27 protein-coding genes, 1 rRNA gene and 1 other annotated feature are annotated in these 24,581 nt (G+C 46.8%); of the genes, 1 reads left to right on the plus strand and 27 read right to left on the minus strand.

The window, feature by feature from the left end; genetic code table 11:
* Nucleotides 1-30 precede the first annotated feature (30 nt).
* The 18 genes from BLQ13_RS26455 to BLQ13_RS26540 form a co-directional block, all read right to left on the minus strand.
* The gene (locus tag BLQ13_RS26455) at nucleotides 31-633 is read right to left on the minus strand and encodes a class I SAM-dependent methyltransferase (RefSeq protein ID WP_090924683.1); all 603 of its coding nucleotides are present in this window, start codon (nucleotides 631-633) and stop codon (nucleotides 31-33) included.
* A 98-nt stretch (nucleotides 634-731) separates the two neighbouring features.
* Nucleotides 732-1,094 carry a 50S ribosomal protein L7/L12 gene (rplL, locus tag BLQ13_RS26460; RefSeq protein WP_090924684.1) on the minus strand — a complete coding sequence of 121 codons (363 nt, stop codon included), beginning with the start codon at nucleotides 1,092-1,094 and terminating at the stop codon, nucleotides 732-734.
* Nucleotides 1,095-1,165: 71 nt separating this feature from the next.
* On the minus strand, nucleotides 1,166-1,669 hold the full coding sequence (rplJ, locus tag BLQ13_RS26465) for a 50S ribosomal protein L10 (protein WP_090924685.1): 504 nt from the start codon (nucleotides 1,667-1,669) through the stop codon (nucleotides 1,166-1,168).
* A 23-nt stretch (nucleotides 1,670-1,692) separates the two neighbouring features.
* Nucleotides 1,693-1,839: a sequence feature (ribosomal protein L10 leader region), on the minus strand.
* A 68-nt stretch (nucleotides 1,840-1,907) separates the two neighbouring features.
* Nucleotides 1,908-2,600: a 50S ribosomal protein L1 gene (gene rplA / locus BLQ13_RS26470; protein ID WP_090924686.1), complete on the minus strand. Its 693-nt coding sequence runs from the start codon at nucleotides 2,598-2,600 to the stop codon at nucleotides 1,908-1,910.
* A 94-nt stretch (nucleotides 2,601-2,694) separates the two neighbouring features.
* Entirely contained in the window at nucleotides 2,695-3,120 is a 426-nt protein-coding gene (rplK, locus tag BLQ13_RS26475) for a 50S ribosomal protein L11 (protein ID WP_017692062.1), read from the minus strand.
* 68 nt (nucleotides 3,121-3,188) lie between these two features.
* Nucleotides 3,189-3,722 carry a transcription termination/antitermination protein NusG gene (nusG, locus tag BLQ13_RS26480; protein ID WP_024633599.1) on the minus strand — a complete coding sequence of 178 codons (534 nt, stop codon included), beginning with the start codon at nucleotides 3,720-3,722 and terminating at the stop codon, nucleotides 3,189-3,191.
* 22 nt (nucleotides 3,723-3,744) lie between these two features.
* Nucleotides 3,745-3,936 carry a preprotein translocase subunit SecE gene (gene secE / locus BLQ13_RS26485; RefSeq protein ID WP_024633600.1) on the minus strand — a complete coding sequence of 64 codons (192 nt, stop codon included), beginning with the start codon at nucleotides 3,934-3,936 and terminating at the stop codon, nucleotides 3,745-3,747.
* 21 nt (nucleotides 3,937-3,957) lie between these two features.
* Nucleotides 3,958-4,107 carry a 50S ribosomal protein L33 gene (gene rpmG / locus BLQ13_RS26490; protein ID WP_072735843.1) on the minus strand — a complete coding sequence of 50 codons (150 nt, stop codon included), beginning with the start codon at nucleotides 4,105-4,107 and terminating at the stop codon, nucleotides 3,958-3,960.
* Nucleotides 4,108-4,417: 310 nt separating this feature from the next.
* A complete protein-coding gene (gene sigH / locus BLQ13_RS26495) occupies nucleotides 4,418-5,062 on the minus strand; it encodes an RNA polymerase sporulation sigma factor SigH (RefSeq protein ID WP_024633601.1) in 645 nt (214 codons plus the stop codon).
* Between the two features lie 172 nt (nucleotides 5,063-5,234).
* Nucleotides 5,235-5,756 (minus strand): NYN domain-containing protein, encoded by a 522-nt coding sequence (locus BLQ13_RS26500; RefSeq protein WP_090924687.1) that lies wholly within the window; start codon nucleotides 5,754-5,756, stop codon nucleotides 5,235-5,237.
* A 5-nt stretch (nucleotides 5,757-5,761) separates the two neighbouring features.
* Nucleotides 5,762-6,508: a 23S rRNA (guanosine(2251)-2'-O)-methyltransferase RlmB gene (gene rlmB, locus BLQ13_RS26505; protein WP_090924688.1), complete on the minus strand. Its 747-nt coding sequence runs from the start codon at nucleotides 6,506-6,508 to the stop codon at nucleotides 5,762-5,764.
* A 49-nt stretch (nucleotides 6,509-6,557) separates the two neighbouring features.
* A complete protein-coding gene (locus BLQ13_RS26510) occupies nucleotides 6,558-7,079 on the minus strand; it encodes a Mini-ribonuclease 3 (RefSeq protein WP_244159482.1) in 522 nt (173 codons plus the stop codon).
* A complete protein-coding gene (cysS, locus tag BLQ13_RS26515) occupies nucleotides 7,076-8,476 on the minus strand; it encodes a cysteine--tRNA ligase (RefSeq protein WP_090924689.1) in 1,401 nt (466 codons plus the stop codon). Before cysS ends, BLQ13_RS26510 begins: the two co-directional genes overlap by 4 nt.
* Nucleotides 8,477-8,541: 65 nt before the next feature.
* Entirely contained in the window at nucleotides 8,542-9,195 is a 654-nt protein-coding gene (cysE, locus tag BLQ13_RS26520; RefSeq protein WP_090924690.1) for a serine O-acetyltransferase, read from the minus strand.
* A gap of 521 nt (nucleotides 9,196-9,716) precedes the next feature.
* On the minus strand, nucleotides 9,717-11,171 hold the full coding sequence (gene gltX / locus BLQ13_RS26525; RefSeq protein ID WP_090924691.1) for a glutamate--tRNA ligase: 1,455 nt from the start codon (nucleotides 11,169-11,171) through the stop codon (nucleotides 9,717-9,719).
* 33 nt (nucleotides 11,172-11,204) lie between these two features.
* Entirely contained in the window at nucleotides 11,205-11,681 is a 477-nt protein-coding gene (gene ispF / locus BLQ13_RS26530) for a 2-C-methyl-D-erythritol 2,4-cyclodiphosphate synthase (protein WP_090924692.1), read from the minus strand.
* The gene (ispD, locus tag BLQ13_RS26535) at nucleotides 11,678-12,370 is read right to left on the minus strand and encodes a 2-C-methyl-D-erythritol 4-phosphate cytidylyltransferase (RefSeq protein ID WP_090924693.1); all 693 of its coding nucleotides are present in this window, start codon (nucleotides 12,368-12,370) and stop codon (nucleotides 11,678-11,680) included. The genes ispF and ispD overlap by 4 nt, the downstream gene beginning before the upstream one ends.
* A 102-nt stretch (nucleotides 12,371-12,472) precedes the next feature.
* Entirely contained in the window at nucleotides 12,473-13,558 is a 1,086-nt protein-coding gene (locus BLQ13_RS26540; RefSeq protein WP_090924694.1) for a PIN/TRAM domain-containing protein, read from the minus strand.
* 173 nt (nucleotides 13,559-13,731) lie between these two features.
* On the opposite strand from BLQ13_RS26540, the gene BLQ13_RS26545 reads away from it, so the two are divergent.
* Nucleotides 13,732-14,127 carry a nucleoside triphosphate pyrophosphohydrolase family protein gene (locus BLQ13_RS26545; protein WP_090924695.1) on the plus strand — a complete coding sequence of 132 codons (396 nt, stop codon included), beginning with the start codon at nucleotides 13,732-13,734 and terminating at the stop codon, nucleotides 14,125-14,127.
* 146 nt (nucleotides 14,128-14,273) lie between these two features.
* Here BLQ13_RS26545 and pssA read toward each other — a convergent pair whose 3' ends face one another.
* The 9 genes from pssA to rrf form a co-directional block, all read right to left on the minus strand.
* The gene (gene pssA, locus BLQ13_RS26550; protein WP_090924696.1) at nucleotides 14,274-15,005 is read right to left on the minus strand and encodes a CDP-diacylglycerol--serine O-phosphatidyltransferase; all 732 of its coding nucleotides are present in this window, start codon (nucleotides 15,003-15,005) and stop codon (nucleotides 14,274-14,276) included.
* Between the two features lie 41 nt (nucleotides 15,006-15,046).
* Entirely contained in the window at nucleotides 15,047-16,123 is a 1,077-nt protein-coding gene (gene disA / locus BLQ13_RS26555) for a DNA integrity scanning diadenylate cyclase DisA (RefSeq protein ID WP_090924697.1), read from the minus strand.
* A 13-nt stretch (nucleotides 16,124-16,136) separates the two neighbouring features.
* Complete coding sequence (radA, locus tag BLQ13_RS26560; RefSeq protein ID WP_090924698.1) at nucleotides 16,137-17,504, minus strand: DNA repair protein RadA; 1,368 nt, start codon at nucleotides 17,502-17,504, stop codon at nucleotides 16,137-16,139.
* A 303-nt stretch (nucleotides 17,505-17,807) separates the two neighbouring features.
* On the minus strand, nucleotides 17,808-20,270 hold the full coding sequence (locus BLQ13_RS26565) for an ATP-dependent Clp protease ATP-binding subunit (protein ID WP_090924699.1): 2,463 nt from the start codon (nucleotides 20,268-20,270) through the stop codon (nucleotides 17,808-17,810).
* A gap of 195 nt (nucleotides 20,271-20,465) precedes the next feature.
* Nucleotides 20,466-21,536, minus strand: a complete 1,071-nt coding sequence (locus tag BLQ13_RS26570) for a protein-arginine kinase McsB (RefSeq protein WP_090924700.1) — start codon at nucleotides 21,534-21,536, stop codon at nucleotides 20,466-20,468.
* 28 nt (nucleotides 21,537-21,564) lie between these two features.
* Complete coding sequence (locus BLQ13_RS26575; RefSeq protein WP_090924701.1) at nucleotides 21,565-22,083, minus strand: protein-arginine kinase activator protein McsA; 519 nt, start codon at nucleotides 22,081-22,083, stop codon at nucleotides 21,565-21,567.
* Nucleotides 22,084-22,114: 31 nt separating this feature from the next.
* Nucleotides 22,115-22,576, minus strand: a complete 462-nt coding sequence (locus tag BLQ13_RS26580; RefSeq protein WP_090924702.1) for a CtsR family transcriptional regulator — start codon at nucleotides 22,574-22,576, stop codon at nucleotides 22,115-22,117.
* A gap of 495 nt (nucleotides 22,577-23,071) precedes the next feature.
* Entirely contained in the window at nucleotides 23,072-24,256 is a 1,185-nt protein-coding gene (locus BLQ13_RS26585) for a GNAT family N-acetyltransferase (RefSeq protein WP_090924703.1), read from the minus strand.
* Between the two features lie 206 nt (nucleotides 24,257-24,462).
* Nucleotides 24,463-24,579, minus strand: a 5S ribosomal RNA gene (rrf, locus tag BLQ13_RS26590).
* Nucleotides 24,580-24,581: the final 2 nt, after the last annotated feature.

Raw genomic sequence — 24,581 nt, forward strand, 5'->3', positions numbered from 1 at the left:
TTACAAATTCGAATGTATCTCTCAATCCCTCTACTCTTCTTTCAACGCTTTGAAGATTCGGTAGCCTTTATCCTTCGTCACTTCTTCCACTCGTGTAAACAACGATTCCAACTTCGCTTTCGCAGAAGGTGCCCCTTGTTTCTTTTGAATGACAATCCATAACGCCCCGCCTACCTTCAAATGATCATACGCCTGCTCAAAGATCGTGTGAACCGTTTCTTTGCCAGCTCGAATCGGAGGATTAGTCAAGATCACGTCGAAATCCCGCTTCTTTACTTCAGTCAGTAGATTGCTCTGCAATACAGTAACATTGACAATGCCATTCCCTTTGGCATTTTCTTTGGAAAGCTCAACCGCTCTTTCATTGATATCGATCATGGTGACATGCCCATCCGGTACAAGTTTTGCTGCTGTAAGCCCGATTGGCCCGTAACCACATCCCACATCGAGAACATGAGCGCCTGACGGCAGTTCCATCGCATCAATTAACACTCTGCTGCCATAATCGATTCCGTTTTTAGAAAAAACACCAGCATCCGTCACCAGTCGCAGACTGATCCCACGAAGCACCGCTTCTGCGGCCTTGCGGTCATGCGCTACTTGTGGTTTGTCCGAATAATAATGATTGGACATGCCCTCACTCACTTTCCATAGTTACATTTACAGCAACAAACCCCTTGATATAAGTCAAGGGGTTTGTTGTTTTGTTCATTCAGCTTGGATAAGCTAAATTATTTAACTTCGATTGTAGCGCCAGCTTCTTCAAGCTTAGCTTTGATTGTTTCTGCTTCTTCTTTAGAAACTTTTTCTTTCAATGCTTTTGGAGCGTTGTCAACTACTTCTTTAGCTTCTTTCAAGCCAAGACCAGTGATTTCGCGAACCGCTTTGATAACGTTGATTTTGGAAGCGCCAGCGCTTGCCAAGATTACGTCAAACTCGGATTGCTCAGCTTCAGCCGCAGCCGCGCCGCCACCTACAGCAGCTACTGGAGCTGCAGCAGTTACGCCGAATTCTTCTTCGATTGCTTTAACAAGATCGTTCAGTTCCAGTACAGTCATGCCTTTGATTGCTTCCAAGATTTGCTCTTTACTCATGATTGAACCTCCATATATAATTTTATTTTTTTGTATTTCATTACTGCTAGGCAGTATTCAGATCAAGTAGCTTATGCGCCTTGTTCTTCTTTGTCTGCAACAGCTTTAACCGCAAGCGCGAAGTTGCGAACTGGCGCTTGAAGCACGCTGAGGAGCATGGAGAGGAGACCTTCGCGTGATGGCAGTTCTGCCAACGCTTTAACTTCTGCTTCTCCAATTACACGACCTTCTACGACAGCACCTTTCAATTTCAGTGCATCGTTCTTTTTCGCGAAGTCGTTCAGAATTTTGGCTGGAGCTACAGCATCTTCTCCGCTGAATGCAATCGCAGTAGGACCTGTCAGAACGCTATCGAGTTCTGTCAATTCTGCTGCTGCAGTTGCACGGCGAAGCAATGTGTTTTTCAGCACTTGGAATTCGATTCCGGCTTCACGAAGCTGCTTGCGCAGTTCAGTAGCTTGGGCAACGTTCAATCCGCGGTAGTCAACAACAACTGTTGTCACGCTTTCGCGCAATTTTGCTGTTACAACATCAACGGACTCTTGTTTTGCTTGAATCACTTTTGCGTTTGCCAATCTGTACACCTCCTGATCAAATTTATCCCATTAAGAAAAGCCTCCGTAGAATCACGAAGGCTTGATATATACTCGCATCCGATTTGCATCGTTCAAGTTGTATAATCACACCTCGGTAGGAAATTAAGCCATATGGCACCTACTGTCTACGGCAAGCATATTCAAATGTCAACGGTCAGTCACTCGGACTCACAACTTTTACAGAATATCAGAACAGGGCGAACCTGTCAAGAATATTTTATCTAAAAGCTGCTGCGTTCACGCGTGCACCAGGGCCCATCGTAGAAGAAAGACTTACGTTCTTCAGATAAACACCTTTAGCTGCCGCCGGTTTAGCACGGTTCAGAGCATCCATGAGAGCTTTGAGGTTCTCATTCAATTGCTCGGAAGAGAAAGAAGCTTTACCGATCGGTGCATGAATTTGACCTGCACGATCCAGACGATATTCGATTTTACCGGCTTTGATTTCTTGAACAGCCTTAGTTACATCGAAAGTTACCGTTCCGGCTTTAGGGTTAGGCATTAGACCTTTACCGCCGAGCAGACGGCCCAATTTACCTACTTCACTCATCATATCCGGTGTCGCTACGCAGACGTCGAATTCGAACCAGCCTTGTTGGATTTTGTTGATCATGTCTGCATCACCAACATAGTCCGCGCCAGCCGCTTCCGCTTCTTTCGCTTTGTCACCTTTTGCAAATACCAATACGCGTTGTGTTTTACCTGTACCGTGTGGCAAGACAACAACACCACGTACTGCCTGGTCTTGCTTACGAGGGTCTACGCCCAAACGAACTGCTGCTTCGATAGTTTCATCGAACTTTGCAGTAGCTGCCTTTTTCACAAGCTCTACAGCTTCTGAAGGCTCGTAAGTTGCTTCGCTGTCGATCAGCTTAGCAGCTTCCAGGTATTTTTTACCGTGTTTAGCCATGTTATATTCCTCCTTTGTGGTTTTAGCGGATATACCTCCCACATTGACCGGCCGCGAATCGGCCGGCTTTACGAAGCCATGTTTCGTGTGAAAATTAGTCTTCGATGGTGATACCCATGCTGCGGGCAGTACCTTCAACCATACGCATTGCGGACTCAACGTCAGCAGCATTCAGGTCAGGCATTTTTGTTTCCGCGATTTGACGTACCGCGTCACGTTTAACAGTAGCAACTTTTTTCTTGTTCGGCTCGCCGGATCCTTTTTCAACTTTAGCTGCCACTTTCAACAGAACTGCTGCAGGTGGAGTTTTAGTGATGAATGTAAAGGAACGGTCCTCGAATACAGAAATCTCAACTGGAATGATCAATCCTGCTTGGTCAGCTGTACGAGCGTTGAATTCTTTACAGAATGCCATGATGTTGACACCTGCTTGACCCAATGCCGGACCTACTGGTGGTGCTGGATTTGCTTTACCTGCTGGAATCTGCAGTTTTACCATTTTGATTACCTTTTTTGCCATGATAGACACCTCCTTGCAAAATAGTGGTTAACGGGCCTCACAGCCCTCCCACAAGAAACTTGAAGAAACTATATCTTCTCCACTTGGGTGTATTCCAACTCAAGCGGTGTTTCCCGTCCAAACATGTTAACATGTACCTTGAGCTTGCTCTTGTCTACCAAAATCTCTTCCACGGAGCCCACAAAATTCGCAAAAGGACCGACTTTAATACGTACGGATTCCTTAATATCGAATTCAATTTTAGGCTTAGGTTCAACCATACCCATGTGCTTCAGAATTTGTTCCACTTCTTCTGGCAACAAGGCTGTTGGTTTGGAACCGGAACCTGTCGAACCGACAAAGCCGGTAACACCCGGTGTATTGCGAACAACATACCAAGAATCATCCGTCTGAACCATTTCGACCAAGACATAACCGGGGTAAACTTTACGCATAACGGTCTTTTTCTTACCGTCTTTGTTTACCACTTCTTCTTCCATCGGAACAAGAACGCGGAAAATCTTGTCTTCCATGCCCATGGACTCTACGCGTTTTTCCAAATTGGCTTTGACCTTATTTTCATACCCTGAATAGGTATGAACGACGTACCATCTTTTTTCCATATCAAGCCACCTGGGACCCTTCTTAAATAATCGCTTCGATCACAGCGGAGATGCCGATATCTACGACCCAAAAAAACAGCGTCATAACCACAACAGTACCAAGTACAATTAACGTGTAGTTCGTCAGCTCTTTACGATTAGGCCAGCGAACCTTTTTAAGTTCAGCCCAGCTTTCAGAGAAAAAGGAAATCAGAGATTTGAAACTACGTTTCACGCCGACTACACCTCCAAAAAACTATCTGGTTTCGCGATGAGAAGTCTGCTCGTTACAAAACTTGCAAAATTTCTTCATCTCCATGCGGTCGGGGTGATTACGCTTGTTTTTTGTCGTAGTGTAATTTCTTTGTTTGCAGTTCGTACAAGCCAAAGTAATAATTACCCGCATGATGTACACCTCCCGAAGACTTCCACATTGAAGCAGAGTCTCTAAATTGATCCTGAAAAAAAAGCCGTAAAATAGGCCTACCTAAAACACTTTATCACAAGGGTATAAGCATGTCAACGAAAGAATAACCTTTCGTCGATGGGTATTAATTCCGCAGGAAACGCAACGTATCTCTCATCTCTGATTTTTTCACTGCTCCAGTATGAACCGAGCGATTACTAGTATTTATCAAACCTTAACAATATAAACTACAGACAATAAAAAAAGACTCAAACACCGAGCCTTTTTCATCAACGACAACAACCTTTGTTCAATTATCTCGAACTTCCAGGTACTTTTCAAGTTTGCGCTTTACACGCTGCAATGCATTATCGATAGACTTTACATGACGATCCAAATCCACTGCAATCTCTTGATAAGATCTCCCGTCTAGGTACAACATCAGTACTTTACGTTCCAGGTCACTCAAAATCTCGGACATTTTATCTTCCAGGCCTACAAACTCTTCCTGGTTAATAATCAACTCTTCCGGATCACTGACCTGAGTTCCACAAATCACATCGAGTAACGTACGATCAGACTCTTCATCATAAATGGGCTTGTCCAGAGATACATAAGAATTAAGCGGAATATGCTTCTGACGTGTGGCTGTCTTGATCGCCGTAATGATCTGTCTTGTAATGCACAGTTCGGCAAATGCCTTGAACGAAGCAAGCTTGTCCCCTTTGAAATCACGAATGGATTTGTAAAGGCCAATCATTCCTTCTTGAATAATATCTTCCCGGTCAGCTCCGATCAAAAAATAAGATCTTGCCTTGGCGCGTACAAAGTTGCGATACTTGTTGATCAAAAACTCCAGCGCTTCGCTTTCGCCTTCACGGACCGCTTCGACAATGTCTTCGTCACTTTGGTAATCATACTTGGATAACATGATATCTTTGAGGTCGACACTCACAGACAATCCCTCCGGCTGCAACGCAAGGTACCCCGTTACTCTACTCTATGAAATATACGAACAGTATATATGATGGTACCTCCCACCGTCAACCACGGCATCCCTAAAAAAGAACAGCTATAACATAATTGTCAATAGTTTCAATATTGAAAAATTTGTAAGAAATCCGCTGTCAGCCTCGTCTCCAGCGTTCAAATTGCTGTAAAACATCCGGGCTTAATTTGCCCCCAATTGTATTCCGTGTTGACCTTGCCTGATCCTCTGCAAGCCGTTGTTGCAATTCCTTTTCATTTTGTTCCACTTCAATCAGCAGCTCTCTGGCAGATACGCGCAACGCTCCCTGTCCAAAGATGACATGTTGCTCTACCATATCGCTGGTTGCTACATAGATTTGGCGTCTTCGCATGCTTAGTTCCCGAACGAGTCTCTCGATACATTCGTCTGCCGTCTCTTTTTCCTTTGTAAAATGAACTTCAACTTTGCTCTGTGTAAAGGATTTACCGAGTCCTGGCACAAGGTAGGCGTCAAACACAACAATGACTCGACGGCCGGAGAAAGCCTGATAGTCCGCAAGCCGAAAGAGGAGCCTGTTCCGCGCTTCTTCCAATTCGTTTTCGGCTATTTTGGATAATTCAGGCCAGCCGCCAATCATGTTATACCCGTCTACAAGAAGCACATCACGGGAATCAGCCATATCATCTATTCCTGCTCTTGGCGAGCACGAAGCACCTCATACATAACAACACCAGCTGCCACAGAGGCATTCAGGGAATTAATCTGACCTTGCATAGGCAATTTGACCAGAACATCGCATTTCTCACGAATAAGACGTCCCATACCTTTATTTTCATTCCCGATGACAAGTGCAACCGGTCCTGTGAATACTCCATTGCCAAACACGCCTTCACGCGCAGTAACATCTGTACCAACAACCCATACGCCTTCTTCTTTCAACCGATCAATCGTTTGTGCCAGATTGCTTACACGAGCGACTGGAACATACTCTGCTGCACCTGCTGATGTCTTAGACACTGTTGCAGTTACAGCCGCTGAGCGCCGTTTAGGAACAATAACGCCGTGAGCTCCTGTGCAGTCCGCTGTACGCAAGATAGAACCCAGATTATGAGGGTCTTCAATCTCATCAAGCAAAATTAAAAACGGATGTTCATTTTTAGATTTGGCCGCTTCCAAAATATCTTCAACCTCAGCATAGGCATAAGGCGCTGCCTGCGCAACTACACCCTGATGTTGAATACCAGGAACCGTCTGGTCCAACTTGCGCTTGTCCACATGCTGAATGACAATCCCCTGTTTTTTGGCTTCCGCAATAATTGGTTGCGTCAAATGTTTCTGAGCCGTATCAGCAATCCATATTTTATTAATGGTCCGGCCTGATCGTAACGCCTCCGTTACGGAGTGTTTACCGGCAATCCATTCTTCTTCCATCCTCATTCGTTCCTCTCTGTATTGCTTGTTATATATTTCAACCCTGAAGCTATTTTGACGTGGATGCAGATGCTTGCTCCGCCAGCTCAATACCCAGTCCGATCAGTTGAATCATGCGATCATGCTGACTACTGCTATACAGATAACCGATCAGACATTCAAACGCCGTTGCATGTCTATACTCCAGCACATCTGCATTTTTGGGAACACTGCCCGATTTGGCATTCCGCCCTTGCCGCACAACATCTTGCTCTTCTTCTTTCAGTTCAGCCTCAATACTTGTCAGTATGCGGCTTTGTGCTTTGGCAGATACCAGTTTGGTTGCACTGCGGTGCAGATGGTTAGGACGCATGTTCGCTTTGGATAACAGATACTGTCTCACGGCAACCTCATATACCGCATCACCGATGTAAGCCAGTGCGATTGGCGGAATCAATCGTGCAGGCCTGGAGGGTGGATAAGGAAACCATCCCCCCTCAAGTTCATTAACCTGATTATTAGTCACCACTTGCTTGGCCTGTTCATTCCGCTCGACAGAACCAGACAAAACATTCTCTTTTTCTCCACTCATTTGCGCCGCCATCTCATTCCCTGTACGGTATCTTCCAGCAGAATCCCTTGAGCAGATAGTTCATCACGAATTTCATCCGCACGAGCCCAGTTTTTAGACTTACGTGCTTCCACTCGATCCTGAATCAAGCGTTCAATGTCCTCATCCAGAAGCTCTGGTTCAACATCCGTGTAGATTCGAAGCACAGCATTGAGTTCTCCGAACAGTTCAAGCAGTGCATGAATTTCAGCGGCATTGACCACATCTTGTTGCAACAACTGGTTCGCTTCCGCAGCCCACTCAAACAACGCCGTGATTGCATCCGGTGTATTAAAATCATCCTGCATTTTTTCATGATATTGTTGTCGAATCCGGTCTAGTTTTGCTGAAAATTCAGGTGTAACCTCCTGATTAACAGACACAGCTCCCAGGCGATGTCTCAGGTTACCTACTGCATTCGCAATTCGATCCACACTGTTTTGCGCCTGTTCCATCGTATCTTCTGTAAAATTGAGCGGGTTACGATAGTGGGTGGACAACATAAAGTAACGAATCGCTTCACGTTTGTACTGATTACGCAGGTCTTTTACCAGAACACCGTTACCGAGAGATTTCGACATTTTTTCGTTATCAATACGAATAAAACCGTTATGCATCCAGTAATTCGCCAAAGGTGCGCCTGTGATTGCCTCGGACTGTGCGCATTCGCATTCATGGTGAGGGAACTGCAAATCCTGTCCACCGCCGTGAATATCTAGCGTGTCACCAAGGTATTCTCTTGCCATAGCAGAGCACTCAATATGCCATCCAGGACGACCATCTCCCCATGGACTAGACCAGAAGATCTCACCTGGTTTGGCTGCTTTCCAGAGCACAAAGTCTTCCGGGTGTTCCTTCCGTTCATCTACACCGATCCGAATACCGAACTGCAACTCCTGCAGGTTTTGTTTCGACAATTGACCGTATTTTTCGAACTTTCCTGTTCGATAATATACGTCACCGCCATTTTCATATGCGAAACCTTTTTCAACCAGTTCACGGATAAAATCGATAATAAGCGGCATATTCTCCGTTACCCGTGGATTACTGCTCGCTTTAGGAATACCGAGTCCCTCCAGATCGGCATAATACGCGGCAATAAATGTTTCAGCCACATGCGGAACGTCGGTACCCAGCTGCTCTGCTTTGCGAATGAGTTTGTCATCGACATCGGTGAAGTTCACGACATAATTCACTTCATGTCCGATCTGCTCCAGATATCCACGAACCGTGTCGAAAAAGATCACCGGACGTGCATTGCCGATATGAATGTAGTCATAGACGGTTGGCCCGCATACATACATTTTCACTTTGCCAGGCTCTTGTGGAACAAACTCCTCTTTGGTGCGACTCATCGTATTATAAATCTGAAGTGTCATAGTCACTTTTCCTTTCATTCTAAACTACTTTTACTTGATTCCATGGTTTATGTTGATCGATGGAGTTATGTGCATTTCTCCGATTCTCGTGTATTTTGCAAAGTTCGCACTTCTTCCTGCAGCCGTTCAATCTCGCGCTGCATGCTGCGCAGAGAGTCAATAACCGGATCGGGCAATTGTTGATTAAGACGATCCACCCTACGTCCATCCTGTTTGACGATTCTACCTGGGATGCCCACCACCGTGCTATTAGCAGGAACTTCTTTCAGCACAACGGAGTTTGCTCCGATGTTGCTTTGATCCCCGACACGAAATGATCCCAACACCTTTGCGCCAGATGAGATAACCACATTATTACCAATCGTGGGATGTCTCTTTCCTTTTTCTTTCCCCGTTCCCCCAAGAGTTACTCCCTGATATATCACGACATCGTCACCAATCTCACAGGTTTCTCCAATAACAACGCCCATACCGTGGTCAATGAACAAACGTTCCCCAATCGTAGCTCCAGGATGAATCTCTATCCCTGTCATAAACCGGCTAACCTGTGATACGAACCGGGCGAGCGAGTACCATCTTCGTTTGTACAGATTGTGAGCAAATCGATGGGCCCATATGGCATGCAGCCCTGAATACGTAAATACGACTTCAAACCAACTCCGGGCGGCCGGATCATTTTCAAAGACCGTCTGGATATCGGATCTGATCTTTTTGAACATGCTCGTTCCCCTCTTGTTCCGGTTCTCGTCCTCCGGGTTCGCCGGACGGCGTGTTCCTTGGTAGTATACTTGCGCACTCGCTAGACAAAAAACGCCCCTGCAGCACGAAGCTGCAGAGGCGTTAGTCGCGGTCCCACTCTGCTTGGCTCATTCCTCTTCTTGAATAAAAGGAATGGGCCCTCTGGCGGCTCGGTAACGGGAACCAGTCGTCGCCATCTATCCTGACGTTTTCCTCTATCCAATGAATAGAAGCGGGGCCGGATTCGACGGTGCAGCTCACGGGTGCATTTCAGACTGCTGGACAGTGGATGACTCGCAGCCACCACTCGCTGAGCAGAAGTAATCTCTGTTCACGCGCGGGGCCATCCTCTCTGGATCTGTCCGGATCAGCTTACTTCTCCCGGTCTTTGCTGTTCTATATGAACGTATTATGACAATTCAACCTTGTGTTGCTATTATAGCGAAAAGCCTTCGCACTGACAACCAGCAGAATTGAATGGCATCAGTTGAACAATGAATACTTACACTCGTGCCAGCAAACGCTCGATGACAGTGTCACGACCCAGCAACACGATAGTCTGATTGAGATCACGTCCATGGGTCTGTCCAGTCAAAGCAACGCGGATTGGCATAAAGAGCTGTTTACCCTTGAAGCCTGTTTCCTTCTGCACTTCCTTGATCAAAGCAGCCATTTTGCTTGGCGTGAATTCATCACTTGCCTGTACTTTATCTGCAAATGCCTTCAGCACAGTTGGAACCTGTTCTTCAGCAAGTACCGCAGCGCCTTCACTTTCCAGTTCAACTTCGGAACGGAAGAACACTTCGGACAGTTCCACGATATCGGATGCCGCATTCATCTGCTCCTGATAGAGATGTACGAGCGTATATGCCCACTCTTTTTGTTCAGATGACAGCTCCGCAGGTAGACGTCCTGCTTTTTGCAGATGCGGAATAGCCATCTCGGCAATCCGTGCAGGGTCCGCATTTTTAATGTAATGGTTATTCAAATGCGCCAGCTTGTGTGTATCAAATACGGCCGGGCTCTTGGATAGACGTTTCGTATCAAAGATAGAGATCAACTGCTCTTGTGAGAAGATTTCTTCTTCCCCTTCTGGCGACCAGCCAAGCAAGGAGATGAAGTTAAACATCGCTTCTGGCAGATAGCCAAGCTGATCATATTGCTCAATAAACTGAATTACGGATTCATCGCGTTTACTCAGTTTTTTGTGGTTTTCGTTCACGATCAGCGTCATATGACCGAATTGCGGCGGCTCCCAGCCAAGCGCTTCATAGATCATCAGCTGACGCGGCGTGTTGGAGATATGATCCTCCCCGCGTAGCACGTGGGAGATCTTCATCAAGTGATCGTCCACGGCAACGGCATAGTTGTACGTGGGAATGCCATCTTTTTTCACAATGACAAAGTCGCCTGATTCCTTGCTGTTGAACGAGATTGTACCTTTAACCATGTCGTTGAATGTGTATGTGCGATCTGCCGGTACACGGAAACGAATGCTCGCCACGCGGCCTTCCGCTTCAAATGCCTCGATCTGCTCTGGTGTCAGGTCACGGTGTTTGCCGGAGTAACGCGGGGTCTCTCCACGAGCCGACTGTTCCTCGCGCTCCTGTTCGAGTTCTTCTTCCGTGCAGTAGCAACGATAAGCCAGCCCTTTGTCCAGCAGTTCCTGCGTATATTTGCGATACAGATCCAGACGTTCCGTCTGACGGTACGGCCCGTATTCTCCGCCTACATCAATACTCTCATCCCACTCGATGCCGAGCCATTTCAAGTATTTCAGCTGGCTTTCTTCTCCGCCCGCAATGTTGCGCTTCACGTCCGTATCTTCGATACGAATGATAAATTTTCCGTTATTATGTTTGGCATACAAGTAGTTAAACAGCGCCGTACGAGCGTTCCCGATATGCAGGTGTCCCGTTGGGCTTGGTGCGTAGCGCACCCGAATTTCTGTGCTCATATGATTCCCTCCGTCTCTAATTGATTGATGATATCACACACGTACCAGGCATACAACGGATTGAGCGGCAATTCCCTCTCCTCGTCCAGGGAAACCTAATTGCTCGGTTGTTGTTGCCTTCACGTTCACTTGTGCCACATCCGCTTCCAGCGCTTCAGCAATGACTTCCGCCATCTGCGGGATATACGGTGCCATCTTTGGCTTCTGGGCAATAATCGTTGAATCAATATTCCCAAGCTTATAGCCGCGATCCTTCACAAGTTGCCATACATGCTCCAGTAGTTTCAAGCTGTCTGCATCCTTGAATTCCGGATCAGTGTCCGGGAAATGCTTGCCGATATCCCCAAGTGCCAGCGCGCCAAGAATAGCATCGCTGATTGCGTGCAACAGCACGTCTGCGTCCGAGTGACCCAGTAGCCCTTTTTCATAAGGAATGGTTACCCCGCCAATAATACACGGTCTACCTTCCACCAACTGGTGCACGTCAAATCCTTGTCCTACACGTATCATCGATTCTTCTCTCCCTCAAGCCAAAACGCGGCATACTGTAAATCTTCCGGTGTTGTTAGTTTGATGTTGGTATAACTGCCTTCCACAACCTTAACCGACATTCCCTGGCGCTCAGCCAGCATGGCATCATCCGTCCCCAGAAACCCGTCACGTTCCGCAGATTCGTAAGCCTCCAGCAGGGAAGAAAGACGAAAAGCCTGCGGGGTTTGAATGCTCCACAGACTGCTGCGATCCGGCGTCGCTGTAACGATACCTTCCGCATTCACTTGTTTGATCGTATCCTTCACCGGCACAGCCAGCACAGCACCTTCGCCTGATTCGGCGGCAGCCATACATTCTCTAATCTGCTCACGGGTCACAAATGGACGCACCCCGTCGTGAACGAGAACCCCATCAGTACTGAGCGCCCGAAGGCCTTCATGAACCGAATGTTGTCTCTCTTTCCCTCCGGGGATCACGCGGACACGCGTTTCCAGTTGGTATTCTTTTACCCATTCCAGGCATCGTTCAACATCTGCAACACCTGTAACCAGAATCATCTCACGGATCTCGTCCAGAGCCGCAAATACTTCAAGCGTATGTATGAAAACGGGCTTGTCCTGCAGCAGCAAAAACTGTTTGCTCTCGGTCGTTCCCATTCGGGTTCCCCGGCCTGCCGCCACAATGACAACGCCCCACCCTTTATCCATGCCGCAATCCCTGCCTTGTCTGTCAGTTTATCGCCGGGCGACAATTCATATCTCTTTCGATATCCATCATCGTACAACGATACACTACCCATCATACCGCTTTTATTGGGCTTTTTCCAACAGTTTCGGCTTGGCAAAAATCATTCGTCCCGCAGACGTCTGCAGCACACTCGTCACCAGCACTTCCATCATCATGCCGATATACTCGCGTCCACCTTCCACCACGATCATCGTTCCATCATCCAAATAGGCTACGCCTTGTCCGTGCTCTTTGCCGTCTTTGATAATCTGCACCATAATTTCTTCACCTGGCAGCACCACCGGTTTCACCGCATTCGCGAGATCATTGATGTTCAGTACGGATACCCCTTGGAGTTCACAGACTTTATTCAGGTTGAAGTCGTTGGTTACGACTTTCCCTTGTAATACTTTGGCAAGCTTCACCAGTTTGCTGTCCACCTCGGAAATTTCCTCGAAATCGCCTTCGTAGATCAATACCTGTACATCAAGCTCCTTCTGGATTTTGTTCAAAATGTCCAGCCCACGGCGCCCGCGGTTGCGTTTAAGCAGATCCGATGAGTCTGCAATATGTTGCAGCTCTTCCAGTACAAATTCCGGGATAACAATCGTGCCCTCGATGAACCCGGTTTTGCAGATATCTGCGATTCTGCCGTCAATAATGACGCTGGTGTCCAAAATTTTATGTTCTTCCATTCTTCGCTCTTCTTCAGGCTCTGGGTGCCCCCATCGTCCTGACTTCCAGAATGCCGCCAGATCGTCTTTCTTGGCCATAGCCAAGCTATAACCCGAATATGCAGCGATCACCGTGAGAGCCACTTGCAGCACCTCTCCTGCGGTTCCGAGCCAAGCCAGGCAAGGATACATCAGTAAGGCTACGAGCAGTCCAGCCACGATGCCTGCCGCGCCAGCAGCAAGCTCGTTCATAGGTATCCTGGCTAAAGAATCGATACCACTGTTTAATCTGTTGGCCATCATTGTGCCACCGATCGTGCATACGGACATAAAAAGTACTGCTCCCAGCAGTGTTGATACACCCGCACCCAGCAGTCCCGCTGATTGAATCCATTCAGCCATCCAAGGAATGGACTTGCCTGCCAGATGATAAGCCGTGTACCCGAACCATGCGCCGCACAATCCAGTAAAAGTTAAAATGCCTTTTCTCCACATGAGTTCCTGCACCTCCTCAAATCATTCTTCATTTTCATATCCAGTATGATCCAATTATCGAAAACCTAATCGCGTCAGCATGAAGTTTTTGGAAATGTTGTGCTCATCAGTTGAAAGTGAGACTTTTATTGGCATATAATGAATTCAATTCATATCCCGAGGTGAGTGGCAAAATGAGTACGCTAAGTTTACAGGCTTTTCAGGATCAAGTTTCCGAACTGTTGCTGCGCCATCGCAGCCTGATTGATGTACTGTCCAAAACGGGACAAGCCGGAGCCTCTGTTAACCGCGCTGTGTCCAAAGCCATTACCGAATGCGGCTGTATTGAGCTGCACGCCACGAAACAGAAATATGCCCCCGAGAGTGATATTTCTCAAGCCAAGGGCCTGCTGGAAACACATGTGGAAGGTGAATTGTGTGAGAATTGCAAAGAGGTGATCAGCTCCGAGTTGGGGCGGAACCTGTTCTATATGTCTGCACTCTGCAATCTTCTGGACATCAACATGGAAGAGGTCGTGAATCACGAATCACAGAAATGTTCGACGCTTGGGATGTTTAATCTGTCTTAGCTAATCCGTCCCCGCTACTTCGTCATATATCAAAGAATACAAGCAAAAAGCACGTACACTCCTTGTTAGGAAATGTACGTGCTTTTTTTTGAACTCATAGGGACCTTAGAGTTTGCCGAGTGGTTGGTACTTACTACCCTACCATTCTAGTTGTCAGAAGATCGCGATGATTTCTTGTCCTTGCGTTTCTTAGCACGATTGCGAGAAGCTGCCGTTCTTACGCTGTATCTCATGCCATATAGGGCATATAACACCAGCGGAATAAAAATCAGCTTGGAGAGTTGATCCGGGAATAAAACAGCCAGTGCAACCGCAAGTAACACAACCCACGGAGCGATCCAGATCGCCTTGCGGGGTAGTCCGACTTTTTTGAAATTGGGATATTTCAGTGAGCTGACCATCAGATAAGACAACAGCAACGTAGCAATCATCATACTAATGGGTCCGATATCTTTGTGAAACAGGGACAGCGTAGCCAATACACCGCCTGCAGCAGGAATGGGCAAGCCTGTGAAATACCCCGGAATGCCCGGGCGCACGTTAAATCTCGCCAAACGAATCGCACCACAGATCGGAAAAGCCGCCGTTGCGATCCAGGCAAAGATCGGCATGGAATCCTGAAAAGACACCATGAAAATAATCAATGCAGGCGCCGCACCAAATGAAACCATATCCGATAGGGAATCAAGCTCCTTGCCGAATTCACTTTGTGCATTCAGTGCTCTGGCCACCCGTCCATCCAGACCGTCGAGCAGCATCGCAACGATAACCATAATCGCGGCCGAGCTATACTTTCCGTTGATTGCCAGCAAAATGGCCAGCATACCCAGAAACAGATTACCTAAGGTAAAAAGATTTGGAATGAATCTGGTTAACATGTTGTTTCACCTCATCCATAAAAAGCCGTTATAAGCGACCTCTACATCTGTCTGTCAATAAACATCTGCTCTTGCAGACGTTTGAGACCTTCCTTGATGGTGCGGGCACGAACCTCGCCAATACCGTCCACTTCATCGAGTTCTTCAATCGTTGCCATGATGACATGAGGTAATTGCTCAAATTGATCTACCAAGTTATGAATAATTACATTAGGCAGACGAGGGATCTTATTTAATACCCGATATCCGCGCGGGGCAACCGAATCTTCAGAAGTTGCCGCAGATGAAGGATAGCCAAGCAACCGTACAATATGATGTGCATCAAGCAACTCATCGTCCGACAATCTTTTTAATCCCACGATAATATCGCGAATCTTGTCATCGCTGTCATCACGAGCATAGTCTTTATACAGTAACCACGCTTCTTCCTCTGTAGTACCCACGAGCTCTTCCATTTGCATCGAAATGAGCCTTCCTTCATTACCTAGCTCATCGATATAACGTTCAATCTCGGTTTTGATCCGCAGTACCATTTCCGTGCGCTGAATAACATTAACCACCTCGGGAATCGTAACGAGTTCCTCGAATTCGGAAGCACTCAGATTCGTAAGGGATTGCTTGAGCACCGCTTTATACTTTTCAAGCGTTTGAATCGCCTGATTGGCTTTGGTCAAAATAACCCCGATTTCCTTAAGCGAATATCGAAGTGTTCCCTGGTACAGGGTAATAATATTCCGGCGCTGTGAGATGGAAACAACTAACTTACCCGTTTGTTTTGCCACTCGCTCTGCGGTCCGGTGACGAATGCCCGTCTCTGAGGAAGAGATGGATGAGTCCGGAATCAGCTGTGTGTTGGCATACAGAATCCGCTTCAAATCCTCACTCAGAATAATGGCTCCGTCCATTTTGGCAAGCTCATACAGATAGTTCGGGGAGAAATCACAGTTAATCGAAAATCCCCCATCCACCACTTCCATTACTTCAGGGCTGTATCCTACAACAAGCAGTGCGCCCGTCTTGGCGCGCAGCACATTTTCCAGACCTTCGCGGAAAGGTGTACCTGGTGCGATCAGCCTTAACAAATCATTCATATTGTCCAGTTGGCTTGAATCCTTCATCTTGTTATGCCCCCTAATCTAAAGCAACCGCTAGTGCATCTGCCACGGTATTCACACCGATCAGTTGTATCCCGCGAGGATGTTTCCAGCCCTTTAAGCTTTTTTCTGGTAAAATAACTCGTTTGAAGCCCAGCTTCGCGGCTTCTTTCACACGTTGTTCTGCCCTGGATACGGCACGAACTTCACCGGTCAGGCCAATCTCGCCAAAAATGACATCATCCGGCTTGGTTGGCACATCTCTCAAGCTGGAGGCAATGCTAACTGCCACAGCCAGATCGACCGCTGGCTCATCCAGCCTCACCCCACCAGCCACGTTCAGATAGGCATCCTGTGTCTGCAGGAACATACCCATGCGTTTTTCAAGCACCGCTATAATTAGATTTAATCGATGATGGTCGATACCTGTTGCCATCCGCCTAGGAGAAGGGAAGTGGGTCGTGGAAATCAAAGCCTGTAATTCTACAAGCATCGGACGTGTGCCTTCCATACTCGCCACAACGGTAGATCCAGCTACCCCTAGTGGACGTTCAGATAAAAATAACTCGGAGGGATTACCGACTTCACGAAGGCCATCTTCCCCCATTTCAAATATGCCAATCTCGTTAGTAGAACCGAAACGGTTCTTCACCGCACGAAGGAGACGATACGTATGATGCCGCTCTCCTTCGAAATAAAGCACACAGTCCACCATATGCTCCAGCATACGCGGACCAGCAATGGCACCTTCTTTGGTAACATGCCCTACAAGAACCGTTGCAATGCCTCGGCCTTTCGCAATCCGCATGAATCTAGACGTACATTCCCTTACCTGTGCTACACTTCCTGGTGCGCTGGTAACTTCGGGCAGATATACGGTCTGAATGGAATCGATGACAAGAAAATGCGGCTGGATCTGATCCACCGCTTCCTCAACCCGCTCCATATTGGTTTCACAGAGCACATACAGCTCCGGCGAAAGTGCACCGAGACGGTCTGCGCGCAGCTTCGTCTGCTTTACGGATTCTTCTCCAGACACATATAACACGCGTAGCCCCGAGTGGGTCAGCGCATGAGAAGTCTGTAACATCAACGTTGATTTTCCAATTCCCGGGTCGCCCCCCACCAGAACAAGCGAACCTGGCACAATGCCGCCGCCCAATACACGGTTCAGTTCACCGATTCCAGTCTGTACCCGCGGCTCCTGACCGCTATCTATATCTATGATAGGAAGCGGTTTATCTTTACTGTCAAACAGAGGAGAATTTCTTCCTTGTGTTTTGACTACCGTTTCAGTTTCTTCTATCATCGAATTCCAGGACTGACAGCCAGGACATTTCCCGTACCATTTGGGGGCTTCATAGCCGCATTCCGTACATTGAAACTTGGTTTTTACTTTGGCCACTTCAGCACTCCTATTGATTTTTTTATTTTATAGCAGCATTTTGCATTATTCGACAAAATTTACTCGTTGCCCTGACATACAGGGATACTAAAAGTTTACCATTGTTTGAGATTTTTCGTAAAGGATTATCGCAAACTTTACACATGTTCCTCATCAATATCGCTTCATCTCAATCAAATCTTCACACATCCCTTTATAATTCGTACATACGAAAAAAACCTCCCCGGCCAAAGCCAGGGAGGTTCTATATATGAGGTTCTATATATGCGGGTAGCTGAATTCATTCAGCCACATACATCATATTTATTTTGTTTCAATTTCCTCATTGGATGGAACGGCTACTTCCTTTTTTGTTACAGACAATGCACCATTCTCTTCGTCGATGAGTAAGGAATCCCCTTTAGTCACATTACCTGTAAGCAACTCTTCAGACAATTTGTCTTCAATGTGCTTCTGGATCGCCCGGCGAAGTGGGCGTGCACCGTAAGCAGGATCAAAGCCAGCTTTCGCCAAGAAAGCCTTAGCGTTATCTGTGAGCTCAAAATCCACCTCGTACTCATTAAGACGTTTACGTAGGTCCTCACTCATAAGAGTAACAATCTCAGCAATGTGTTTCTCTTCGAGCGAGTGGAATACGATGATTTCATCGATCCGGTTCAAGAACTCAGGACGGAAGCTTTTCTTCAGCTCATCCATCACTTTGCCCTTCATATTATCGTAATCTGCACCTGCATCCACAACAGCTGTGAATCCAAGAGTAGAATTACGTTTGATCGCTTCTGCACCCACGTTGGATGTGAGAATGATCAGTGTATTACGGAAGTCAACAACACGGCCTTTGGAATCCGTCAGACGACCATCTTCCAGCACTTGCAACAAGATGTTGAAAACTTCGGGGTGAGCTTTTTCCACTTCATCCAGCAGGACAACGGAGTACGGTTTGCGACGAACTTTCTCTGTCAACTGTCCGCCTTCTTCGTATCCAACATAACCTGGAGGCGCTCCGACCAGTCGTGCTGTGGAGTGTTTCTCACCATACTCGGACATATCAATCCGGATTACGGCATTTTCATCACCAAACATTGCTTCAGCAAGTGCACGAGCCAACTCGGTTTTACCTACACCGGTAGGACCGAGGAAGATGAATGAACCCATTGGGCGTTTTGGATCTTTAAGTCCTGCACGTGCACGGCGAACGGCGCGGCTGACCGATTTAACAGCCTCATCCTGACCGATTACACGTTCATGAAGAATGGACTCCAGATTCATCAGACGCTGTGTCTCTTCTTCTTTCAGCTTGTTCACCGGAATTCCTGTCCAGTTGGCTACCACTTGAGCGATATCCTCCGGAGTGACTTCGGAATCGGTACGACCTTGTTTTTCTTTCCATTGATTTTTCGTTGTATCAAGCTCTTCACGGATTTTTTGTTCCGTATCACGCAGTGCCGCTGCCTTTTCGAACTCTTGACTTTGAACCGCGGCGTCTTTTTCCTTACGGATATCTTCCAGACGGCTCTCCAATTGTTTCAGGTTTGGCGGAATCGTATAGGAGTTCAATCTTACTTTTGATCCTGCTTCATCGATCAAGTCGATCGCTTTATCCGGTAAGAAACGATCTGTAATATACCGATCCGACAATTTGACAGCTTGCACAATCGCTTCGTCCGTAATTTTCACACGGTGATGCGCTTCGTAACGATCACGCAGACCATGCAAAATTTGAATGGCTTCTTCCGGAGATGGTTGATCCACTGTAATCGGTTGGAAACGACGCTCTAGCGCAGCATCCTTCTCGATATATTTGCGGTACTCATCCAGTGTCGTTGCACCGATGCACTGTAATTCTCCACGAGCAAGAGCCGGTTTCAAGATGTTCGATGCATCAATCGCGCCTTCTGCGCCACCCGCACCAATCAGTGTGTGCAACTCATCAATGAACAGGACAATGTTGCCCGCCTGACGAATCTCATCCATGATTTTTTTCAATCGATCCTCGAACTCACCACGATATTTGGTTCCAGCAACAACCGAACCCATATCCAGCGTCATTACACGTTTATCACGCAATGTTTCGGGAATTTCGTTTGCAATAATTTTTTGGGCAAGCCCCTCAGCAATTGCGGTCTTACCTACACCCGGTTCACCGATCAATACCGGGTTATTTTTGGTACGACGACTCAATACCTGAATCACACGCTCAATTTCCTTGCTACGGCCAATAACCGGGTCAAGGTTATTCTCTCTGGCATACGCCGTCAAATCACGAGCGAGGCTGTCCAGTGTTGGTGTGCTTACATTGGCAGGTGTGCCGTTGTGGCTGGAAACCGCTTCACTGCTACCGAGCAATTGCAGTACTTGCTGACGCGCTTTGTTCAAGCTGATGCCAAGGTTATTGAGTACACGTGCCGCAACGCCTTCACCTTCACGGATCAATCCGAGAAGAATGTGTTCTGTGCCGACATAGGTGTGGCCGAGTTTACGCGCCTCATCCATCGACAATTCAATTACTTTTTTCGCTCGTGGCGTATATGCAATGTTCGTAGGTTGCTCTTGGCCACGGCCAATCAGCGTTTCTACTTCATCCTGAATTTTTTCCAATCCGAGTCCCAGGCCGATCAGTGCTTTGGCAGCAATGCCTTCACCTTCACGAATGAGGCCGAGCAAAATATGCTCCGTACCGATGTTATTGTGACCGAGACGGACAGCTTCTTCCTGCGCGAGTGCGAGCACCTTTTGGGCCCGTTCCGTAAATCTTCCAAACATCATATCTCCTGCACCTCCATGGTTTTGGATAAAACGAGGGATTCCAATCTAACTGAATACCCCTTCGTATTCTTCATATCACTTTTGTTTGCAGCCATGCTGCGAATAAAATCATTGGTAGCTTCAGTCTAGATGGAAGCTTATTATATAAAAGCCGCAGATGCGGCATGAAACCCATATTAACGCTTAAAGGAAAGTTTACCCAGAACTTTTAGCTGCATTGATCGTATCACGAATTAACTGAGCACGGTAGATGTCGCGCTCATCTGTACGCATATCCCCATACGTTTTTTGTAAAAACCCTGGCTGAGTCATTACATTCAACTCATTCATCACTGGAATCGATAATCCTTCCAACAAACCAAGATCTACGCCGAGCCGCACATCCGACAAACGTTGCGCCGCTTCCTTCGTGTCTACAATCGCTGCATGAGACAAAATCCCATAGGAACGCATCACTCGATCCGTAATACGCAGTCTGGAATCAGTAATGAGCCGTTCTCTTGCGGTACGCTCATGACCAATCATCTGTAAAACAACACCGTGGAGGTTGTCGATCACTTCTTGCTCCGTCTGTCCAAGTGTAATCTGATTGGAAATCTGGAACAAGTTGCCCATCGCTTCGCTACCCTCTCCATAGATCCCTCGCACCGTCAATCCCACTTGAGACACGGCACTAAGAATACGGCCGATCTGCTGTGTCATGACCAATGCAGGAAGGTGCATCATAACAGATGCCCTGACACCTGTTCCAACATTCGTGGGGCAACTCGTCAGATACCCTCTGCGATCATCAAACGCATAATCCACGTGCGCTTCAAAGGCATCATCTATAGCGGAAGCTTTCTCCCAGGCCTCTTTGACCTGGAACCCCGGATAGAGGCACTGGATACGCAAATGATCCTCTTCATTGATCATAATACTTACAGATTCATCCTCACTAAGGATCACGGCTCCGTTGGTCGATTCATTCGCCAGACTCGGACTAATCAAATGTTTTTCCACCAGCACACGCTTGTCGAGTTCGTCAATATCGATCAGATCGAGTGTAGTAAAATCACCAAAGGCGTGTACGTCATCGTACTGAAGTACTTCGCTCAGCTTATTCAGCACCTCTTCCGATTGCTCACTCGAAGCCAGCATTGGAAACGGGATATGCTGAAGGTTACGTGCGATCCGGACACGACTGCTGATTACGATCTCCGAATCAGTTGCATCACTGCGCATCCAGTCACTGAGCGCCTTCTCTGTAAAACGCAGATTAGGCATCATGCTTCCCTCCTACTTATGACAAACTTTACTCTTGAGCTATTTCTTTTTCAAGTTCCCGGATCTGGTCACGAATCTGAGCGGCCTCTTCGAACTCTTCTTGAGCAATGCTCTGCTGCAGATTTTGCTTCAGATCGGCAATTTGCCTTTTCACCTTAATACGCCCGCCTGCTCTGGCAGGAACTTTACCTACATGCGATGTACTCCCATGCACTCGCTTGAACAAAGGGTCCAGACGGCTGTCAAAGTATTTATAACAGGAACTGCAGCCAAAACGACCAACTTTGCTGAACTGGGCATACGTCATACCACATTCTTCACATTGTAGCGTTTTAGCAGGAGCAGCACCTGAACTTTTGCCTGCCGGATCAAAATCGAGTATTCCTGATAACAGGTTGTGTATAGAGAATCCTCCTGCTGTTCCAGGAATCATCTCCCCCTTCTCTCGGGCACATGATTCACAAATATGAAATTCCGTCTTCTCGCCATTTACAATTTTCGTAAAATGAAGTGTAGCCGGACGTTTATTACATTCTTGGCACAGCATATAGATGTACCTCCTTTGATCCCGATAGTTTTCATTTACCGAGCAAAGATATTAGCATTGCCTTCAACATTCTGGCACGAATTTGATCCCGGTAAGGAAGTTTGACCATAAGAACTTCTCTCGACACAGCCGCACGCATCAACCCGGCTTCCCGCTTGCTTAAAAAACGTGCTTCTTCCAATTGATAAATCAAGCCTTCCGCAGCAGTCTGTCCAATCTCGTCACCAATACTGTGATGCAGATGGTTGTGCAGCGCCGATTGGGCAGGTAATTCAATGCGTTGTATACGAACATATCCACCACCGCCACGTTTACTCTCGACGAGATACCCTTTTTCAAGAGTGAAACGGGTGCTGATGACATAATTGATCTGGGAAGGTACACATGAAAACTGATCTGCCAGATCATTACGCTGAATTTCAATCATTCCTTCGGGACTTTCATGCAAAATACCCTTCAGATATCGTTCAATAATATCAGAGATATTACGCATCCAATCATCCTCCACTGTCTGAAACGTTAAGTCAATAAGGACCACACGCCCCCACAGAGTACACCTTCTCCACCCATTTAACCACTCAGAGAAACAGCGAATCTTGCTGATACAAGTGTTAAACAGGAGAACAAAGGAAGCACGAAGGTCCTTGAATATCCCCTTGATCTTCCAATGATGTGTTCCTACTTACGGTACTTTTCATCAGAGAACAGTAAGAAAGCTAACGTCATATCATAGGTAAATAGCACGTATTCCAGAAATACAATCATACGGATTTAACCTTGAGTTGACTTTGACTTTCTTTGACTTTATATACATTATAGCATATTTTACTGTTTTGCCAAGTGGGGGCACTATTCATTTTTTACGATTTTACACGAAATATTCGCCTGACACAAAAAAACCTCTCCCGGACATCGGGAGAAGTTCTCATTGCTTCCAATTGCGCTTCGTATCTGTTGGAATGAAGTCGTACTCGATATAGATAGTCGCTCAAAAGAAATCAAGCAAGTAGGTTTCGCGTTTGGGAACTGCCTTTTCCAGCGCTTGGATTGCGCTCACTGGCCCTTCCAATCTGCTTATCTGTGCCATCTCTGCGGGTCTACGATAACCCATTAACACGGCTGAAAGGGTTTGAATACTGAGACGAATCGGCTGATTCAGCTGACCTTCACCATCCGATTTTGCCTTTTTCCATATTGAAGCGGTTCCGTTCATCGCCACGTTTAATTCCCATACACCTTCGTTCCACGGAGCGTAAGCATCTTCGACATCAAGCCAAATCTGTACGGGCGAGTCCTGACTGGCAAAAGGGTACTGCGAAATGAACTGCTCCACGCTCACGATTCGTGCCATAAAGTAAGGAACTACCTCTTGCCCAATTCGTGGATTGTCCAATTGAAATGTAAGCATATCACTTGCAGGCGCCTGTAAAGTCACTTCATCAATCATGGAATCGTGATTGGCAATGAACGTCCACAGCCCCCGTCTGGACTCTTCATTCAAATGAATGAATTCACCGATGGTAAATTTACTTTCCTTGACGTCGTAGAGGACATAACCTTGCGGTACTCCTGCCTCATCATAGTATACAGCACGCTGGCTTCCTTTTTTGACATAAACGGAATTTTCCCACCATGCATCATCACGATTCAAAGTCCCATTATAGCGCGCTGCATAAGCGTCATACACCTGCTTCAATTCAACAAGCTCCGTATTACCACGTTTTATCGTGCCTGGTGTCAGTTGTTTGGCCGGCAGTTCGGAGGAAGACATTTTGTATTTCTTATATTCAACATAGGTTTCCCAGCCATACTTTCGATAAAAGGAAAACGAAAACGGATGCAGGAAAGATACACTTTGTTTATTCCGATTCATTTCTTCTAGTGCGTATTTTAGCAATCCTGCTACCCAGCCCTTACGTCTATATTCCGGCCAAGTGGCTACACCCGCGATCCCACCCATTTCAAAGGACCTTCCGTGGATATAGGTCTGAAAAGGAATAATCTGCAGCTTGGCTCCAACCTGACCATCCGCATAAACCCCCAATACGTTATGCTTAGCGAATTCCTGGCGTCGCCTCTCCAACTGGTCTTCTGTTAATTTAAATTGAAATGCATACTCAGAGAGTGCCATACAAGCCTCATAATCGTCGATTGTTAATTTGCGTAGTTCCATATCAACCTGCACCTCATTTTCTTCTAATGTAAGTTCATTCTGTACAAAAGGCCGCTTGTGCCCTTTTCTTACATTTGAGTGTCTCAGAGGTTCCCTTTAAAGTCAAACAAGAGATGTAACGTTCACATCTCCTAAATCATAATGTCTTCTGAATTTTAATATATAAAATAAAAACCACCACCGAATTGCATCGGCAGTGGTTCTTTGCTTGGCGGCGTCCTACTCTCCCAGGACCCTGCGGTCCAAGTACCATCGGCGCTAGAGGGCTTAACGGTCGTGTTCGGGATGGGTACGTGTGGAACCCCTCCGCCATCGCCACCAAACG

It is taken from the genome of Paenibacillus polysaccharolyticus (assembly GCF_900102085.1).
In the GTDB taxonomy this organism is placed as follows: domain Bacteria; phylum Bacillota; class Bacilli; order Paenibacillales; family Paenibacillaceae; genus Paenibacillus; species Paenibacillus polysaccharolyticus.

Excerpts from the sequence above, each read along its gene's own strand:
- BLQ13_RS26455 (WP_090924683.1), bottom strand. The coding sequence starts at position 633 with ATGTCCAATCATTATTATTCGGACAAACCACAAGTAGCGCATGACCGC.
- rplL (WP_090924684.1), bottom strand. The coding sequence starts at position 1,094 with ATGAGTAAAGAGCAAATCTTGGAAGCAATCAAAGGCATGACTGTACTG.
- rplA (WP_090924686.1), bottom strand. The coding sequence starts at position 2,600 with ATGGCTAAACACGGTAAAAAATACCTGGAAGCTGCTAAGCTGATCGAC.
- rplK (WP_017692062.1), bottom strand. The coding sequence starts at position 3,120 with ATGGCAAAAAAGGTAATCAAAATGGTAAAACTGCAGATTCCAGCAGGT.
- nusG (WP_024633599.1), bottom strand. The coding sequence starts at position 3,722 with ATGGAAAAAAGATGGTACGTCGTTCATACCTATTCAGGGTATGAAAAT.
- rpmG (WP_072735843.1), bottom strand. The coding sequence starts at position 4,107 with ATGCGGGTAATTATTACTTTGGCTTGTACGAACTGCAAACAAAGAAAT.
- BLQ13_RS26500 (WP_090924687.1), bottom strand. The coding sequence starts at position 5,756 with ATGGCTGATTCCCGTGATGTGCTTCTTGTAGACGGGTATAACATGATT.
- rlmB (WP_090924688.1), bottom strand. The coding sequence starts at position 6,508 with ATGGAAGAAGAATGGATTGCCGGTAAACACTCCGTAACGGAGGCGTTA.
- BLQ13_RS26510 (WP_244159482.1), bottom strand. The coding sequence starts at position 7,079 with ATGAGTGGAGAAAAAGAGAATGTTTTGTCTGGTTCTGTCGAGCGGAAT.
- cysS (WP_090924689.1), bottom strand. The coding sequence starts at position 8,476 with ATGACACTTCAGATTTATAATACGATGAGTCGCACCAAAGAGGAGTTT.
- cysE (WP_090924690.1), bottom strand. The coding sequence starts at position 9,195 with ATGTTCAAAAAGATCAGATCCGATATCCAGACGGTCTTTGAAAATGAT.
- gltX (WP_090924691.1), bottom strand. The coding sequence starts at position 11,171 with ATGAGCACAGAAATTCGGGTGCGCTACGCACCAAGCCCAACGGGACAC.
- ispF (WP_090924692.1), bottom strand. The coding sequence starts at position 11,681 with ATGATACGTGTAGGACAAGGATTTGACGTGCACCAGTTGGTGGAAGGT.
- ispD (WP_090924693.1), bottom strand. The coding sequence starts at position 12,370 with ATGGATAAAGGGTGGGGCGTTGTCATTGTGGCGGCAGGCCGGGGAACC.
- BLQ13_RS26540 (WP_090924694.1), bottom strand. The coding sequence starts at position 13,558 with ATGTGGAGAAAAGGCATTTTAACTTTTACTGGATTGTGCGGCGCATGG.
- BLQ13_RS26545 (WP_090924695.1), top strand. The coding sequence starts at position 13,732 with ATGAGTACGCTAAGTTTACAGGCTTTTCAGGATCAAGTTTCCGAACTG.
- pssA (WP_090924696.1), bottom strand. The coding sequence starts at position 15,005 with ATGTTAACCAGATTCATTCCAAATCTTTTTACCTTAGGTAATCTGTTT.
- disA (WP_090924697.1), bottom strand. The coding sequence starts at position 16,123 with ATGAAGGATTCAAGCCAACTGGACAATATGAATGATTTGTTAAGGCTG.
- BLQ13_RS26565 (WP_090924699.1), bottom strand. The coding sequence starts at position 20,270 with ATGATGTTTGGAAGATTTACGGAACGGGCCCAAAAGGTGCTCGCACTC.
- BLQ13_RS26570 (WP_090924700.1), bottom strand. The coding sequence starts at position 21,536 with ATGCCTAATCTGCGTTTTACAGAGAAGGCGCTCAGTGACTGGATGCGC.
- BLQ13_RS26575 (WP_090924701.1), bottom strand. The coding sequence starts at position 22,083 with ATGCTGTGCCAAGAATGTAATAAACGTCCGGCTACACTTCATTTTACG.
- BLQ13_RS26580 (WP_090924702.1), bottom strand. The coding sequence starts at position 22,576 with ATGCGTAATATCTCTGATATTATTGAACGATATCTGAAGGGTATTTTG.
- BLQ13_RS26585 (WP_090924703.1), bottom strand. The coding sequence starts at position 24,256 with ATGGAACTACGCAAATTAACAATCGACGATTATGAGGCTTGTATGGCA.